Origin of the sequence: Kribbella sp. NPDC051586 (assembly GCF_044453965.1) — a bacterium.
Taxonomy (GTDB): Bacteria; Actinomycetota; Actinomycetes; order Propionibacteriales; family Kribbellaceae; genus Kribbella.
In genome coordinates this window covers 1,281,564-1,297,554 of the sequence record NZ_JBITDF010000002.1, presented here as the reverse complement: position 1 = coordinate 1,297,554, position 15,991 = coordinate 1,281,564, and the positions used below count along the sequence as shown (strand labels likewise).

Below are 15,991 nucleotides of genomic sequence, written 5' to 3'. Positions count from 1 at the left end.
ACCGACCAAGGGTGGAGATCCGGGTGGAGAACCATCGGGCGCCGGGTCGCCGCCCGCATGGTTGAAAGTAGGAGTAACGTTCCTCACCGGTAACACCACGATGCGTCACACGCGACGATCCGGAGGGGCGATGCTTCCACAACAATCCATCCTCAGACTGGATGCCACGGCGATCGACTACATCATCATCGCCCTGTACTTCGTCTTCGTCCTCGGCATCGGGTACCTGGCCAGACGCGCGGTCTCGAACAGCCTGGACTTCTTCCTGTCCGGGCGCTCGCTGCCGGCCTGGGTGACCGGCCTCGCCTTCATCTCGGCCAACCTGGGCGCGATCGAGATCATGGGCATGTCGGCGAACGGCGCGCAGTACGGCATCCCGACCGTGCACTACTTCTGGATCGGCGCCGTCCCGGCGATGCTGTTCCTCGGCGTCGTGATGATGCCGTTCTACTACGGCTCCAAGGTCCGCAGCGTGCCGGAGTTCATGCTGCGCCGGTTCGGCAAGCCCGCGCACCTGGTGAACGCGGTCAGCTTCGCCCTCGCGCAGGTGCTGATCGCGGGCGTGAACCTGTTCCTGCTGGCCACCATCGTGAATGTGCTGCTGGGCTGGCCGATCTGGGTGTCGGTGATCGTTGCCGCTGCCATCGTTCTGAGCTACATCACCCTCGGCGGCCTGTCCGCGGCGATCTACAACGAGGTGCTGCAGTTCTTCGTGATCGTCGCCGCGCTGCTGCCGTTGACGCTGGTCGGCCTGCACAAGGTCGGCGGCTGGCAGGGCCTGGTCGACAAGGTCAGCGGGTCACCGGGCGGTTCGGAGCAGATGACGGCGTGGCCGGGCAATGCGCTGAGCGGCTTCCACAACAGCTTCCTGTCGGTGATCGGCATCGTGTTCGGGCTCGGCTTCGTGCTCTCGTTCGGCTACTGGACGACGAACTTCACCGAGGTCCAGCGCGCGCTGGCGTCGAAGAACATGTCCGCCGCGCGGCGTACTCCGATCATCGGCTCGTTCCCGAAGATGTTCATCCCGTTCATCGTGATCATCCCTGGCATCATCGCCGCGGTGATCGTGCCCGAGCTCGCCCAGTTCAAGGCGAACGGCACCGGCCAGGTCGACTACAACGACGCGTTGCTGCTGCTGATGCGCGACCTCCTGCCGAACGGCATGCTCGGCCTGGCCATCACCGGTCTGCTGGCCTCGTTCATGGCCGGTATGGCGGCCAACCTGAGCTCGTTCAACACCGTCATGTCGTACGACATCATCGAGCGGTACCTCATCAAGGACCGGCCGGACGAGTTCTACCTGCAGACCGGCCGGATCGTGACGGTGGCGGGCACGCTGGTCGCGATCGGGACGGCCGCGATCGCATCCGGCTACAGCAACCTGATGGACTACCTGCAGCAGCTGTTCTCGTTCTTCAACGCGCCGCTGTTCGCCACGTTCATCCTCGGTATGTTCTGGAAGCGGATGACCGCGGCGGCCGGCTGGATCGGCCTGGTCAGCGGTACGGGGACCGCGATCCTGGTGTTCGTCCTGTCCGAGAACGGCGTGATCAACCTGCCTGGCCAGGGCGCCAGCTTCGTCGGCGCGGGCGCGGCCTTCGTGGTCGACATCGTGGTCAGTGTGGTGGTCAGCCTGGTGACGACACCGAAGCGGGAGACCGAGCTGATCGGCCTGGTGTATTCGCTGACGCCGAAGGAGCAGCGCACCGAGGTGGCGGTCGCGGGCGACGGCGGCTGGTATCGCAGGCCGGTCCTGCTCGCCGGCATCTCACTCGCGCTGACCATCGTCCTCAACATCATCTTCGCCTGAGGGAGGGTTCGAGATGGCAGACAAGAAGAAGGCCGGTGCCTTCGACATCCGGATCGTGATCGCGGCCCTGATCGGCATCTACGGAGTGGTGCTGACGATCCTCGGCATCGTCGAGAAGCAGTCCGAGATCGACAAGGCCGCCGGCATCAACATCAACCTCTGGGGCGGCATCGCGATGCTCGTGTTCACCGCTCTGTTCATCCTCTGGGCCCGGCTGCGGCCGATCGCCGTACCCGTCGAGGAAGAGTGACCGTGTCCGTTTGACGAACATCGGCGTCCGGTCGGGTCCTCCCGTCCGGACGCCGGCGTTCGTAGGCTCGAAGTACCCGATCAGGAGGAACTTCGAGATGACGATCACTTCTGACAGGCCTGACCTGTCGACTGCGGCACAGCAGTACGCCGAGCAGGGCTTCGTGCTGGTGAAAGGCCTGCTCAGCAAGGAAGAAGCGGCGTACTACCGGCAGCGCAGCCACGACCTGCTGGCGCAGCTGAACCGGGCCGACGACCCCACCTGGGGAGCGGCCCGGGACATGACCGAGGCGCCGACGAAGCTGCAGCACCTGCACGACGCGCAGTTCTACGACGCGGCGTTCTCGAAGCTGCTCGTGGACCCTCGGTTCACCGACGTGGCCGCCGCGGTGATGGGCGTGGACAACGTGCAGTTGCACCACACCAAGCTGTTCGTGAAGCCGCCGGAGAACGGTTCGCCGTTCCCGCTGCACCAGGACCACCCGTTCTTCCCGCACACCCACCACCGGGTCGGAGCGGCGATCTTCCACTTCGACGACGCGCCGGAGGAGAAGGGGTGCGTGCGGGTCATCCCCGGCAGCCACAAGGACGGTCCGCGGGAGCACAGCCCGGAGGGGTCGTACCACCTGCTGGAGCCGTCGTTCGACGCGGCGACGCCGCAGCCGGCCGAGGCGGGCGACGTACTGTTCTTCACCTACCTGACCGTGCACGGCTCCGGGGTGAACGTGAGCGACGAGGCGCGGACCACCTGGCTGATCCAGTACCGCGACCCGGCGGACCCGCCGATGGTCAAGACCCACGACTGGTCGCTCGGCCAGGGCATGATGCTGCGAGGAGTCGACCCGACCGGCAGGAGCGCTGTTTGAGCCTGGAGTCCGTCGCTGCGGCGGATCGGTTCGTCGACCTCGCGGGACTGCTGGAGTCCTGCGAGGTCGACGGCTTCCACGCGGACTTCCTCAGCTGGGGGCACTACCGGGCGGAGTACTGGCGCAACTACTGGCACACCCACTCCTTCCACGAGGTCTGTCTGGCGTACTCCGGCGAGGGTCGCTTCAACTCCGGAGGTGTGCGGTACGACGTGACGCCGGGCTCGGTGTTCCTGGCCCGCCCCGGCGACGTCCACGAGATCGAGTCGTCGCGCTCGTCCCCGCTCGGAATCGCCTTCTGGGGCTTCACCTTCCGTCCCGGGTCCGACGAACGGGGTTGGTGGTCCGGGCTGACACGTACTGACGGCCCGGTCATGTCCAGTAGGACGGGTTCGTTGCCGGCGGTGATCACTGCGTTGGCGGGGGAGGCGGCTGCGCCTGTGTCCGGCTACAGCACAGCGCTGGGGGCTCTGGGCGCGACTCTGGTTCTTGAGACTGCTCGTGCGTTCGCATTGGATGAGGACCTCGCTGTAGAGCCTGTCCGCCGCGACCGCGGCCCACTGGTCGTCGAAGCCATGAAGCGTCACCTCCGCGACAACCTGTCCCGGCCTATCTCCGTCAGGGATGTCGCGGCGGCAGCACATCTCTCCGAGCGCCACGCCGAGCGCCTCTTCACCCAGCAGACCGGTGCGTCGATCATGTCGACCCTTCGCCGCCTACGCCTCGAGCTGGCCGCCCAGCTCCTCCTGGATCCCACCCTGACGATCACCGAAGTCGCCAGGTCCTGCGGCTATTCGGACGTCCGCCCGTTCTCCACGGCGTTCCGTCGCAAGTACGGCCGCACCCCCGGCGACCACCGCCGCGCCGGCGGCACCGAGTTCATCTAGGACTGCGGCACGACGGGCAGTGGTATTCTGGTTGTATGCGAGTGAGCCTGCTCCTTAGTTAGCCGTACTGGCAGCGGTCAGTGCGGCGTCCCCTCCTGCGTGAGGGGCTTTTTTATGTCTCGGATGCCGATCTGGCACATTAAGGCTCAACAAACACACGAAGTATGGAGTAGGACCGTGAGCGAGCAGGTGGATGACGCCCCGATCGACCGGGGTGGCTACGACTTCAACGCCATGCAGGCCAAGTGGCGTCCGGTGTGGGAGAAGCTGGACCCGTTCAAGGCGAAGGACGACGGCTCGGCCGAGCGGCGCTACGCGCTCACGATGTTCTCCTACCCGTCCGGCGACCTGCACATGGGCCACGCCGAGGTGTTCGCGCTGCACGACGTCCTGGCCCGCTACTGGTTCCAGCAGGGCTACGACGTGCTGAACCCGATCGGCTGGGACTCCTTCGGCCTGCCCGCCGAGAACGCCGCCATCAAGCGCAACGAGCACCCGGCGACGTTCACCTACGCCAACATCGAGACGCAGGCCGAGTCCATCCGGCGGTACGCGATCAGCTTCGACTGGTCCCGCCGGCTGCACACGTCCGACCCGGACTACTACCGCTGGACGCAGTGGCTGTTCCTGCGGCTGTACGAGCGCGGCCTGGCGTACCGCAAGGCGTCGTACGTCAACTGGTGCCCGCACGACCAGACCGTGCTGGCCAACGAGCAGGTCATCCAGGGGCGCTGTGAGCGCTGCGGCCACGAGGTCACCAAGCGCGAGCTGACGCAGTGGTACTTCAAGACCACGGACTACGCCCAGCGGCTGCTGGACGACATGGAACTGCTGCAGTGGCCCGAAGAGATCCTGCTGATGCAGCGCAACTGGATCGGCCGGTCCGAGGGTGCGTTCGCGAGCTTCCAGGTCGAGGGGCGTGACGAGCCGATCAAGGTCTTCACCACCCGACCGGACACGCTGTTCGGCGCCACCTTCATGGTGGTCGCGCCGGACGCGAAGCTGGCTGCCGAGTTGGTCACTCCGGACCAGCAGGCCGCGTTCGACGAGTACCTGACTGCGGTCAAGGCGTCGACCGAGATCGAGCGGCTGAGCACCGAGCGCGACAAGACCGGCGTCTTCCTGGGCTCGTACGCGATCAACCCGGTGACCGGGCAGCGGATCCCGATCTGGGCCGCTGACTACGTGCTGGCCGACTACGGCACCGGCGCGATCATGGCAGTGCCCGGACAGGACACCCGGGACTGGGAGTTCGCGGAGAAGTTCGACCTGCCGATCGTCCGCACCGTTGAGCCGCCCGCCGATTTCGACGGCAAGGCGTACACCGGCGAGGGCGCCGCGATCAACAGCGCGAACGACGAGATCAGCCTGGACGGGCTGGACGTCGCCGATGCGAAGTCGCGGATCATCGACTGGCTGGACACCAAGGGCCTGGGCGAGCGGACGATCAACTACCGCCTGCGCGACTGGCTGCTGAGCCGCCAGCGGTACTGGGGCTGCCCGATCCCGATCATCCACTGCCCGTCGTGTGGCGAGGTGCCGGTCCCGGACGACCAGCTGCCGATGGAGCTGCCGGACCTGCGTGGAGCGGACCTGCAGCCGAAGGGTGTCTCGCCGCTGGCGGCCGCCCGCGAGTGGGTCGAGGTCGACTGCCCGAAGTGCGGCGGCAAGGCCGAGCGCGACACGGACACGATGGACACGTTCGTCGACTCGTCCTGGTACTTCCTGCGCTACCTGTCCCCGGAGTACAACGACGGCCCGTTCGACCAGGCCACGGCGGACCGGTGGATGTCGGTCTACCAGTACGTCGGCGGCAAGGAACACGCCGTACTGCATCTCCTGTACGCGCGCTTCTTCGTCAAGGCGCTGCACGACATGGGCCTGCTGAACGCCGTCGAGCCCTTCACCCGGCTGCTGAACCAGGGCCAGGTGATCAACAAGGGCAAGGCGATGAGCAAGTCGCTGGGCAACGGCGTGAACCTGGGCGACATGATCGACGAGTACGGCGTGGACGCGGTCCGGCTGACCATGGTGTTCGCCGGTCCGCCCGCGGACGACATCGACTGGGCCGACATGTCGCCGGGTGGCTCGCTGAAGTTCCTGCAACGGGCCTGGCGGCTGGCAGCATCGGTCGAGGCGCCGCTGGGCTCGGATCCCTCGACCGGTGACGTCGACCTGCGCAAGCTGACCCACCGCACGGTGGCCGATGCGGCCGAGCTGATCGACTCGCACCGGTTCAACGTGATGGTGGCCCGGATCATGGAGCTGGTGAACGCCACCAGGAAGGCGATCGACTCCGGTCCGGGCGCGGCCGACCCGGCAGTCCGCGAGGCGGCCGAGACGGTGGCGATCCTGCTGAGCCTGGTCGCGCCGTACACGGCCGAGGACATGTGGGCGGAGCTGGGCCACGAGCCGACGGTCGCCAAGGCCGGCTGGCCGAAGGTCGACCCGGCGCTGCTGGTCCAGGACACCGTCATCTGCGTGGTCCAGGTCGCCGGCAAGGTGAAGGACCGGCTGGAGGTCGCGCCGGACATCTCCGAGGCCGACCTGGAGAAGCTGGCGCTGGACTCCGACGCGGTCCAGAAGGCGCTGGACGGCCGCGGTACCCGCAAGGTGATCGTGCGGGCGCCGAAGCTGGTCAATATCGTTCCGGCCTGATGGATTCCGTCGTACTCGACGTTCACACCGGTGCTCGTGAGGTCGTCATGGACCTCACGAGCCGGTGTGAGCAGTTCGTCTCCGGCCGCGGCGACGGACTGCTGCACGTGTTCGTCCCGCACGCGACCGCCGGTGTCGCGATCCTCGAGACCGGTGCCGGCAGCGACAGCGATCTGCTCGCCGTGCTCGAGGACCTGCTGCCGCGCGACTTCGGCTGGCGGCATCGGCACGGGTCGCCCGGACACGGCCGGGACCACGTGCTGCCGGCGCTGATTCCGCCGTACGCGACCGTTCCGGTTCTCGGCGGGCGGTTGACGCTCGGCACGTGGCAATCGATCTGTCTCGTCGACACCAATCGGGACAATCCCGACCGGCACGTCCGTTTGTCGTTCCTGGCCGGTTAGTGGACTACCCGGTAACTGCCGGCGGACGTATTTTGGTGACTTATCGTGATGTTGCGGATCGTGTTACGTTTGCGAAACACGACTCCGCTTGAATTGCCGCATGGCAGCCCTGGACACCTTGCGCGATGTCACTGTTGAGCTCCTGGTTCGCGCGACCCAGGGGATTTGTGCCGGCAGCGTGCTGAATGCCGACTCCGGTCGCGCGGACACCAGCGCCCGCATCGACGACTGGGCCGGAGTGCTTTCTCTGTACACCGCCGAAAATGAATCCCACTCGGTTCGCGCAACTGCTTGAAACGCACATTTCTGATCCCGCAGCCATTTCCCCGGTACTCCAAACTCGTTGCCTTAGTCAACGAATTATGTGACCCAGGCCGCATCCCGCACGCCGGTCGCCCCCCGCACTGACGCCCTTGTCACGCTATGTTGTGTCGGAGGGTGTCTGGGGATCCAGAGGGGTGACGGGCAGTGTCGGACGCGGATGGCCGGGCTGACGGTCGGCGGGGCTTCGCCGATCTGTTGCTCGACTTGAGGGTCCAGGCCGGTCTCTCCCAGGAGGAGCTGGCCGACCGCGCCGGGCTGAGTGTCCGGTCGATCCGCGAGATGGAGGCCGGCCGGGTCGCACGGCCGCGCAAGGACTCGGTCCGGCTGCTCGCGTCCGCCCTCGGTCTGCAGGACACCGCGCAGTTCCTCGCCGCGGCAGGTCACGGTGCCGCGCGTCGCGTCGTACAGCCTGTTGCGCATCCTGTGGTGTCTGTCGCCGATCCGGCGCCGACCGGTCTGCGTTGGCGCGGCACACGGCCGATCCCCGACGGGCTTGTAGGCCGCGAGCAGGAGCTGTTCGAGCTGGAAGGCCTGCTGCGGCAGAACCGGCTCGTCACGCTCGTCGGTCCCGGTGGGGTCGGCAAGACCGAGCTGGCGTTGGCCGCCGCCGATCGTTTCTCCGGTGCCGACACGACCGTGGTGGTCGTCGACCTGACAACAGTCCAGCGCGATGCCGCCGTACCGTCCGCGATCCTCGACGCCTTCGGGACAGCCCCGGGTACGTCCGACCTCGACGACGTACTGTCCGGCCGCCGTCCGGGTGACCTGGTCATCGTCGAGGACAACGCCGAGCACGTGCTGGACGGTGTCGCGACGGTCGCCAACCGGATGGTCCGCAGCTTCCCGGGGGTCGGCGTGCTGGTCACGTCGCGCATCCCGCTGGGCCTGCCGGACGAGGTGGTGCGCCGCGTGCAGGTGCTCGGCGTACCGGCGAACGACGAGAACTTCGAGGAGATCGCGGCGTCGCCGGCTGTAGAGATGTTCTGCCGCCGAGTGGCCCGGGTACGGCCCGACTTCGTCCTCACGCCAGCGACCGCCCCGACGGTGGCGCGTCTGTGCCGGCGGCTGGACGGTCTGCCACTCGCGCTGGAGCTGGCGGCCGCGCGGGCCGGATCGCTGTCGGTGGAGACGATTCTGGAGGCGCTGGACGACCGGTTCCGATTGTTGTCGGGTCCGAGGCGGTTCGGTGCTCCGCATCAGCGGACGCTGGCGGACACGATCGCGTGGAGCGTGGACGCGCTGTCGGATCCGGCGCGGCAGTTGCTCTACCGGTGTTCGGTGCTCGGTTCGCCGTTCACGCTGGAAGCGGTGGCCGGAGTATGCACGGGCGCCCCGATCGACGGTCTCGACGTACCGATGCTGCTGGCCGAGCTGGTGGACAAGTCGCTGCTGCAGCCAGTCCACGAGTTCGAGCAGCTGTACGGCGCGCGGTACAAGCTGCTGGAGACGATCCGGGAGCACGCGTACGCCGGTCTGTCGTCGCAGGGCGGTGACCTGGTCGAATTCCGCGATAGGGCGATCGCCTGGTGTTCGACGTACGTCGCGGGGCTGGAGGGCGCGTGGTCGTCGCCGGACCGCGATCGGCAGTACCGGGCAGCGCATGCGAACTCGGCGCTGTTCGAGGTGGCGTTGGAGCGAGCGGCCGAGCTGGGGGAGTGGGACACCGCTGCACGGATCGTTCTGGGTTTCAGGATCGCGTGGCAGTACCAGGCGAGTGTGGCCGAGAGCGGGATCCGCTGGGCGACGCTGTGCGCTTCTCATGTGTCCGACAAAGAGGTCAGTGGCCGGCTGCTTGCCATCGCGGGCCGGCTGTCGAGTCTGACCGGTGACATTCGTGGGGCGCGGCGACACTATGGCGAGGCGCGGACGCTGATTCCGGGCGAGACCGAGATGGGTCTGGTCGCTCGTGGCGGCTGGGTGTCGTCCGGTTCGCATCTGCTCGATACGCAGAGCCTGGCCGAGGTTCCTGCTCTGGTAGATGACGCTCGCAAGCATGGCGACGTACAGCGGTCCGCGACGGTGCAGGCGATCTGCGGGCTGGCGTTGCTGCGGTGGGGTCGTTTGGAGGAGGCCAAGGAGCTCCTGCTCGCTTGGGAGGCCGCACTGGTCAATCCGGGTGTGTACCCGGACGAGATCGCGTACATGGCGCTCAGCCGGGTCGATCTCGAGCTGGGGAACCTGTCCGCAGCCCGTCACTGGGCAGTGCTGGCGCGGGACAGCCAGGCGTCGGACGATCCGGAGCGGACGAAGGTCGCCGGCTGTCTGGCGATGGTCGAGTTCCACGACGGGCAGTACGACGAGGCCCGGGCGCTGCTCGACCAGGCCGACGCGGACATCCGTGGACACCGCGGGTACTTCGACTATCTGGTGATGCTGTACCGGTCGCGGCTGGCGCGTGCCGCCGGTGAGGTGGAGCAGGCGCAGCTGACGATCCGCGATGCCGTGAACAGGCTGCTGCTCGAGGGGCGGGTCGTCTACCTGCTCGAAGTACTGCCGGAGGCTGTGGCGGTGCTGCATGCACTGGGGCGCTCGGATGCAGGTGACGCGCTGTGTGGTCAGTTGCTGGCGTGGCAGCGCTCCATGGACCCACCGATGCTGCCGACCGCCTGGGCGGTGCTGCAGGAGTCGTGCGAGAGCGCGTCGGTCGCGGACGGGTGGCCGGAGCCGGATCCGGCGGCCGCGGTGCAGCGGCTGGCGAACGACGTACTCGCTGCTCTTTCCTGACGCGGATCCGCGGAAGCTGCCGGGTAACTGCCGGTTGTTCTGCCTCGTCCTGACATGGCTGCCGGACCAAGAATTACAGCCGTAGGGCAGGTTCCACGAAGCAGAGTCCGACACCGGGCAGCGGCAGCGAAGGGGTGGTGAACCATGAAGAGGCCATGGTGCACCGCTGGACTGCCGGTGAGCGCGGGGAAGGCGACGCGGAGGGCATCCGGCGGCTGGTTGGTGGGGGCGCCGAGCGGCTGTCGAGAGCTCCGGGGTGCTGTGGAGTGTGGATCTGTCCTGCCTGTACCGGACGCTGTGCACCGTCAGGGCACCGCTTCCGGGGCGGGGTCCCAGCAGCGGGTCAGGCACACGACACAGGGGACGAGTGTCGCGGTCCGGCCGGCACGGGTGCCCGATGGGTTTGGTCGCCCATCGGCGAGCCGGCCGCTGGGGCCTCCCGGAACCTCGACGAGCTCGCGGTCAGGCCGGTCCTTCGTGGCACCGGATACGGGGAGTAGCTCGTCGAGGCTCCACCAACTTCAGCTGACAACCAGGGGGAGTCAGCAGGACAAGCCGGGCTACTGACGCACGTGGGGACGCCACTAGCCCGGCCCATTCCCAAAGCGAGGTGAAGGCCCCGGAGGGGTGGCCTTCACCTCGCTCTCCGCTTCCCCGCACCCGGCTCCGCGACTACCTCCCGCGCCGGCTCCGCGACTACCCCTCGCGCACGTCCGCGACCACCTCTCGCGCAGCTCCGCGGCGCCCTCGCCTCTTCCCGCCGCGCCTTCGACGGCCGCCGTTCGCTTCCTTCCCCGCCCCGAGCGAAGCGAGGGGCGGGTTCTACACGTCCTTCAGTACAGCCGCCTTGTCGAAGGCGTAGCCGACCATCCAGTGGGGCTGTAGCCGGCAGTACACGATGTCGTCGCCCCAACTCGACGGTGAACTGTCGTAGTGCTCCGTGAGATGCTCCTCGATCCCCGCAAAGTCCGGGTGCTCCCCAGCCAGGAACTCAACATCCCCATGGCTGAACACCCCAATCCGCTCCCCATCGACGTACGAGATGCTCGCCGCCGCGCGCCTCCTCAACTGCCGCGCCTTCGCCGCCGACCCCGACGTCGTGAACACCCACCGCCCATGCAGAAAATGCCCGTCCACCGCGCTGATCCGCGGCTCACCTCGCGCCGTCACAGTCGCGAGATTCAGCGTGCACATCCCGGTCAGAACCCGCACCAACTCCCCGGCATCCAGCCGGCGCGACTCCTTGATGATGCTCCGCAGATGCTGGGTCGACTGTGCATACGCCCCGTCGAGCAGCCCCTGCAACTCGGTGACTTCCTCCGCCGTCTCCTTCATGTTCCACAGTCTGGCACCGCGCGCCGACATATAACTGTCCGGTAACCTCGCTGCATGTCAGCCCGCGTGCAGGTCGTCACCGACTCCACGGCCGGCCTGTCCACGCACGAGGTACTCCGCCACCCGCTCACCGTCGTACCGCTCCAGGTCGTGATCGGCGGCACGTCGTACGACGACGGCGCAACCTCGGCCGACGCTGTCGCGGAGGCGCTGAAGACCTTCACCCCCGTCTCGACCAGCCGACCCGCGCCGCAGACGTTCACCGACACCTACGCCGCCTGCGCCGCCGACGGAGCCGAAGAGGTGGTGTCGATCCACCTGTCCGGCGACATGTCCGGCACCTTCGAGGCGGCGATGATCGGGGCCAAGGAGTCGCCGATCCCGGTCCGCGTCGTCGACTCCCGCTCACTCGGCATGGGCCTAGGCTTCCCGGTCCTCGCCGCCGCAGCCGAAGCCGCCGCCGGTGAGGACGCCGCCGCGGTCGAGGCGGCGGCCCGAGCCACGATGAAGTCCATCTCGGCGTACTTCTACGTCGACACCCTCGAGTACCTCCGCCGCGGCGGCCGCATCGGCGCCGCCCAGGCCCTCCTCGGTACGGCGCTCGCCGTCAAACCGCTCCTGACGATCAGCGGCGGCCGCATCGTCCCCCTCGAAAAGGTCCGCACCTCCAGCCGAGCCATCGCCCGCCTGGCCGACATCGCAGTCCAACGCGCCGGCGAAACCCCCGTCCAGCTCGCCGTCCACCACCTGGCCAACCTAGAAAAAGCCCAAACCCTCGCCGACGAGCTCGCCACCCGCCTGCCCGCCGCCGAAGAAATAGTCCTCCGCGAAGTAGGCGCCGTCATAGGAGCCCACGTAGGCCCCGGCCTAATAGCCGTAGTAGTAAGCCCCCGCTAAACCCACATCCGCCCCGCCCGAGCAAGGCAGCGACAACCCAGTGGTGTGTTGTACTCCGTGGCCTCGTTTTCCACAGCTCTGAAGTCGTGGATCCGAATGCCTCACAGACTCGTACCTTCTCTGCCGTGAAGGTCTTTCGTCGCGATCCGGTGCCCGACCCGGCCGCCCGAGAGCGAGCCCTGGCCCGCCTCGCCGCCCGACCACCAAGCCACGCCCCACCGAGCGGTGTCCCGGCGAGCAATGCCGCGCCGAGTGGTGTCGTGCCGAGTGGTGTTGCGCCGAGCGAGGCCCAGGCAACCCGTGCCGCCCCGAGCCACGCTCAGGCGACCCGTGTCGCCCCGGGCCGTGTGCAGGCGACCCGTAGCGCGTCGGGCGATGTCCCGCCGGGCGAAGACCTTCACGACCCGACCGACGTCAGCGGTGATCACCCGCGTGACGACTACTTGGAGGAGCGTGATGGTGAGGTGCGAGGTGGATGGATCCCCGAACAGGTCAGACCCGAGCGACTCCGCGACGCCCGCTGGACCCTCTCCCCACGCCACATCCTCGTCCTACTCGCCGTACTAGCCGTCGGCCTCTCCTGGGCCGCCTGGTCCTTCCTCCGAGCCCGCCCCGAACCCATCCCCGACACCAGCCCAACCACAGCCACCTCAGGCCAACCCGTCGCCCAACCAACCCCCGCCCAAACCCAACCGGGCACCAACCAATCACCGGGAGCCAATCAGTCGTCCGGCACTAACCAGTCGCCCGGAGCCAATCAATCTCCTGCCGCCAACTGGCCACCCGGCACCAACCAATCGCCCGGCTCTGCAGGTTCGCCCGGTCAACAGCTGGTCGTTGTGTACGTCGCCGGCAAGGTCCGACGCCCAGGTCTCGTCCGCGCCCCCACCGGCTCCCGCGTGGCCGATGTACTGACGCTCGCCGGCGGCCCACTCCCAGGCGTCGACCTCACCACCCTCAACCTCGCCCGCCAAGTCACCGACGGCGAACAAATCACCGTCGGCCAACCCTCCCAACCCCAACCCACCAACCCGCCAGGCACAACCACCCCGACCGCAGCATCCACCGACCCCGTCAACCTCAACACCGCCACCCTCGACCAACTGGACGCCCTCCCCGGCGTAGGCCCCGTCCTCGCCCAACGCATCCTCGACTACCGCACCCAGAACGGCCCCTTCACCACCATCGACCAACTCCAGGACGTCCCCGGCGTAGGCCCCAAAAAGTTCGACTCCCTAAAACCCCATGTCCGCCTCTAACCCCACCACCCCTCCGCCCACCCCCACTACCCGTCCGCCCACCCCCTCCCCACCCTCCCCGCCCCCAGCCGCCACACATCCCTCCACCTCGAGCCCACTCGCCCCCGATCCACTCGCCCCCGATCCGCCCGCCTCCGAGCCGCTTGATGCGCGGTTGTTGGTGCCGTCGGCTGCGGGGTGGTTGACGGCGGTTGTTCTCGTCGGGCAGGGGCCGGTGGTCGCCGTCGTCGTGTCCGCCGTTGCGCTCGCTCTTGCCATTGCGCTGGGACTGCTGCTGCGCAATGGACGGACTCATCCGAGAAGAACCATCGGTTGGGCAGCAGTTGGCTCTTTGGTTGTCATCGGCGGGTTGGGCATTGCTGCCGCGCTGCAGTCGGCCACGCTCCGGGCTGGGCCGATTCGCGAGCTGGCTGGCAGGTCCGCGACCGTCAACGTCCGGCTCAAGATCGAAGGAGATCCATCAGTACGTCAGAGCACCACCAGTCGACGGCCGCCGTACGTGGTCGTCAAAGCGACCGTCGAGGAGATACGCACCCGCACTAACTCGACCAACTCCAGCCCCGGGCGCACCACCACGACGCGCATCCGTACGCCGGTCTTTGTCATTGGCACCGTCAAGTGGCAGACCGTCAGGTACGGCCAGCACGTCGACACCACCGGAAGACTTGAAGGTGTCGAAGACGGGTCCGACGTGGCCGCGATGCTTTCGAGTCGTTCGCCGCCGCGAATCGTCGACGAGCCGCCGTGGTGGTTGCGCGCGGCTGAGCAGGTCCGCGCCGGTCTCCGCAAAGCTGTGGCCAACGAACCGGACGACGTCCGCGGTCTCGTCCCCGCCCTCGTGATGGGCGACGTGTCCGCGGTGTCCGCCGACCTGAACGCAGACTTCCAGACCACTGGCCTCACCCATCTATCCGCTGTCTCGGGAACGAACCTCACACTGCTCCTCGCGTTCGTGCTCCCGCTGGCGCGGCTGGGAGGCGTGCGTTCCCGCGGTCTCACGGTGGTCGGCGTCCTGATGGTCATGGTCTTCGTGATCCTCGCCAGACCGCAGCCGAGCGTTCTCCGCGCTGCCGCCATGGGACTGATCGCGCTGGCGGCCATGACCAGCGGGGGAGCCCGGCGCCGCGCAGTACGCAGTCTGTCTGTTGCGGTGATCGTCCTGCTGCTCTTGGACACGTCGCTCGCGCGCTCGGCCGGATTCGCGTTGTCGGTGCTCGCGACCGCGGGGATTGTCTTGCTTGGGCCTGGTTGGCGAGATGCGCTGGCGAAGTGGTTGCCGGGGTGGCTGGCCGATGCGATCGCGTGCCCGCTTGCTGCTCAGCTTGCGTGTACGCCGGTCGTCGCGTGGCTCTCTGGCCAGGTGTCGCTGGTCGCCGTGGCCGCCAATCTGTTGGCTGGACCAGCGGTTGGTCCTGCCACGATCCTCGGCTTCATCGCGGCCGGAGTCGCCTTGCTGAGCACCGAACTGGCCAAACTCGTCGGCTGGGCCGCAGGCTGGCCGGCGCGCTGGATCATCGTCGTTGCTCGCGAGGGCGCCAGCCTCCCTGGTGCGGCCAACCCCTGGCCCGCAACCGCGGTTGGCGTCACCGTACTTACCCTGCTCTGCCTCGCGCTCGTGCTCGGTCTGCACCGCATCCTGGCCCGCCCGATCGCGATGATCCTGGCCGTTGTCGTACTAGCGGTCGTCGTACTGCGTCCTGTCGGCTCACTCGGTGGATCACCAGACGACTGGCTCTTCGTTGTCTGCGATGTCGGGCAAGGAGACGGCTTGGTGTTGAGAGCCGGGCGGAGTACGGCGGTTGTCGTCGACACCGGTCCGGATCCGGCAGCGATGGATCGGTGTCTGCGGGATCTGGGGGTCAAGCACATCCCGGTGCTGGTGCTCAGCCATTTCCATGCTGATCACGTTGGCGGGCTGGCCGGCGTACTGGATGGGCGGAAGGTGGACGAGATCGAGGTGACGCCGTACTTGTCGCCGCGCGCGGAGTACAAGCGGGTGGTCGATCTTGCTGCGCAGCATGGGATTGGCTTGCGTACGGTCGCGTTCCAGGAGAAGCGCGTTGTTGGTCAGGTGAGTTGGACGACGCTCTGGCCGGCACGGGTGCCGGCGCTGCCTCCGCCCGGTACGTCGTCAGCGACCTCGTCGGACGAAGGCTCACCGGAGAACAACGCCAGCATCGCGATGATGGTCGAGCTCTCCGGCCTCCGCATTCTTCTCACCGGGGACCTCGAACCCGAGTCCCAGCGAGCCGTTCTGGCAACGGGGGCCGATCTCCGGGCAGACGTCCTGAAGGTCCCACACCACGGTTCGGCCCAGCAGGATCCTCAGTTCATTGCCGCCACGCATGCCCGCTTGGCGCTCATCTCGGCGGGACGCAACAACGACTACGGCCACCCAGCCCCAAGAACCCTGGATCTCCTGTCCCACGACGCAATCCGCACCGCGACCACGAACGTCAGCGGCCCACTCACCGTTACCAACACCGACAACCACCTAGCCCTCACGACGACCCACCCCGCGCCGTGACCCGCCTACGAGCAGGGTCGCGGTCGCGGGCCGGTTAGGGGAGGGGCGGCC

At 67.6% G+C, this 15,991-nt stretch carries 12 protein-coding genes; 11 read left to right on the top strand and 1 reads right to left on the bottom strand.

Going from position 1 to position 15,991, the window contains the following annotated elements; genetic code table 11:
- Window positions 1–130 precede the first annotated feature (130 nt).
- The 8 genes from ACIA58_RS16485 to ACIA58_RS16450 all read left to right on the top strand — a co-directional run bounded on the left by ACIA58_RS16485 (window position 131) and on the right by ACIA58_RS16450 (window position 9,922).
- A complete protein-coding gene (locus tag ACIA58_RS16485) occupies window positions 131–1,810 on the top strand; it encodes a sodium:solute symporter family protein (protein ID WP_396404494.1) in 1,680 nt (559 codons plus the stop codon).
- A gap of 13 nt (window positions 1,811–1,823) precedes the next feature.
- Window positions 1,824–2,060 (top strand): hypothetical protein, encoded by a 237-nt coding sequence (locus ACIA58_RS16480; RefSeq protein ID WP_396404493.1) that lies wholly within the window; start codon window positions 1,824–1,826, stop codon window positions 2,058–2,060.
- Between the two features lie 97 nt (window positions 2,061–2,157).
- On the top strand, window positions 2,158–2,925 hold the full coding sequence (locus ACIA58_RS16475; RefSeq protein ID WP_396404492.1) for a phytanoyl-CoA dioxygenase family protein: 768 nt from the start codon (window positions 2,158–2,160) through the stop codon (window positions 2,923–2,925).
- On the top strand, window positions 2,922–3,812 hold the full coding sequence (locus tag ACIA58_RS16470; RefSeq protein WP_396404491.1) for a helix-turn-helix domain-containing protein: 891 nt from the start codon (window positions 2,922–2,924) through the stop codon (window positions 3,810–3,812). The genes ACIA58_RS16475 and ACIA58_RS16470 overlap by 4 nt, the downstream gene beginning before the upstream one ends.
- 123 nt (window positions 3,813–3,935) lie before the next feature.
- Window positions 3,936–6,470 (top strand): leucine--tRNA ligase, encoded by a 2,535-nt coding sequence (gene leuS, locus ACIA58_RS16465; protein WP_396404490.1) that lies wholly within the window; start codon window positions 3,936–3,938, stop codon window positions 6,468–6,470.
- Window positions 6,470–6,874, top strand: coding sequence for a YjbQ family protein (locus tag ACIA58_RS16460; RefSeq protein WP_396404489.1), 405 nt, complete (start codon window positions 6,470–6,472; stop codon window positions 6,872–6,874). The genes leuS and ACIA58_RS16460 overlap by 1 nt, the downstream gene beginning before the upstream one ends.
- 100 nt (window positions 6,875–6,974) lie before the next feature.
- Window positions 6,975–7,169, top strand: a complete 195-nt coding sequence (locus ACIA58_RS16455) for a hypothetical protein (protein WP_396404488.1) — start codon at window positions 6,975–6,977, stop codon at window positions 7,167–7,169.
- Window positions 7,170–7,342: 173 nt separating this feature from the next.
- Window positions 7,343–9,922 (top strand): ATP-binding protein, encoded by a 2,580-nt coding sequence (locus ACIA58_RS16450; RefSeq protein ID WP_396404487.1) that lies wholly within the window; start codon window positions 7,343–7,345, stop codon window positions 9,920–9,922.
- An 822-nt stretch (window positions 9,923–10,744) separates the two neighbouring features.
- Here ACIA58_RS16450 and ACIA58_RS16445 read toward each other — a convergent pair.
- A complete protein-coding gene (locus ACIA58_RS16445; RefSeq protein ID WP_396404486.1) occupies window positions 10,745–11,257 on the bottom strand; it encodes a pyridoxamine 5'-phosphate oxidase family protein in 513 nt (170 codons plus the stop codon).
- Window positions 11,258–11,311: 54 nt separating this feature from the next.
- Between ACIA58_RS16445 and ACIA58_RS16440 the strand changes: the two genes are divergently transcribed.
- The 3 genes from ACIA58_RS16440 (at window position 11,312) to ACIA58_RS16430 (ending at window position 15,940) form a co-directional block, all read left to right on the top strand.
- Window positions 11,312–12,154: a DegV family protein gene (locus ACIA58_RS16440; protein ID WP_396404485.1), complete on the top strand. Its 843-nt coding sequence runs from the start codon at window positions 11,312–11,314 to the stop codon at window positions 12,152–12,154.
- 86 nt (window positions 12,155–12,240) lie between these two features.
- Complete coding sequence (locus ACIA58_RS16435) at window positions 12,241–13,413, top strand: helix-hairpin-helix domain-containing protein (RefSeq protein ID WP_396404484.1); 1,173 nt, start codon at window positions 12,241–12,243, stop codon at window positions 13,411–13,413.
- A gap of 181 nt (window positions 13,414–13,594) precedes the next feature.
- Window positions 13,595–15,940: a ComEC/Rec2 family competence protein gene (locus ACIA58_RS16430; RefSeq protein ID WP_396404483.1), complete on the top strand. Its 2,346-nt coding sequence runs from the start codon at window positions 13,595–13,597 to the stop codon at window positions 15,938–15,940.
- Window positions 15,941–15,991: the final 51 nt, after the last annotated feature.

What these genes read in the sequence shown, in the direction of transcription:
- ACIA58_RS16485 (WP_396404494.1), top strand. Translation starts at nt 131, where the DNA reads ATGCTTCCACAACAATCCATCCTCAGACTGGATGCCACGGCGATCGAC.
- ACIA58_RS16480 (WP_396404493.1), top strand. Translation starts at nt 1,824, where the DNA reads ATGGCAGACAAGAAGAAGGCCGGTGCCTTCGACATCCGGATCGTGATC.
- ACIA58_RS16475 (WP_396404492.1), top strand. Translation starts at nt 2,158, where the DNA reads ATGACGATCACTTCTGACAGGCCTGACCTGTCGACTGCGGCACAGCAG.
- leuS (WP_396404490.1), top strand. Translation starts at nt 3,936, where the DNA reads ATGCCGATCTGGCACATTAAGGCTCAACAAACACACGAAGTATGGAGT.
- ACIA58_RS16460 (WP_396404489.1), top strand. Translation starts at nt 6,470, where the DNA reads ATGGATTCCGTCGTACTCGACGTTCACACCGGTGCTCGTGAGGTCGTC.
- ACIA58_RS16455 (WP_396404488.1), top strand. Translation starts at nt 6,975, where the DNA reads ATGGCAGCCCTGGACACCTTGCGCGATGTCACTGTTGAGCTCCTGGTT.
- ACIA58_RS16445 (WP_396404486.1), bottom strand. Translation starts at nt 11,257, where the DNA reads ATGAAGGAGACGGCGGAGGAAGTCACCGAGTTGCAGGGGCTGCTCGAC.
- ACIA58_RS16440 (WP_396404485.1), top strand. Translation starts at nt 11,312, where the DNA reads ATGTCAGCCCGCGTGCAGGTCGTCACCGACTCCACGGCCGGCCTGTCC.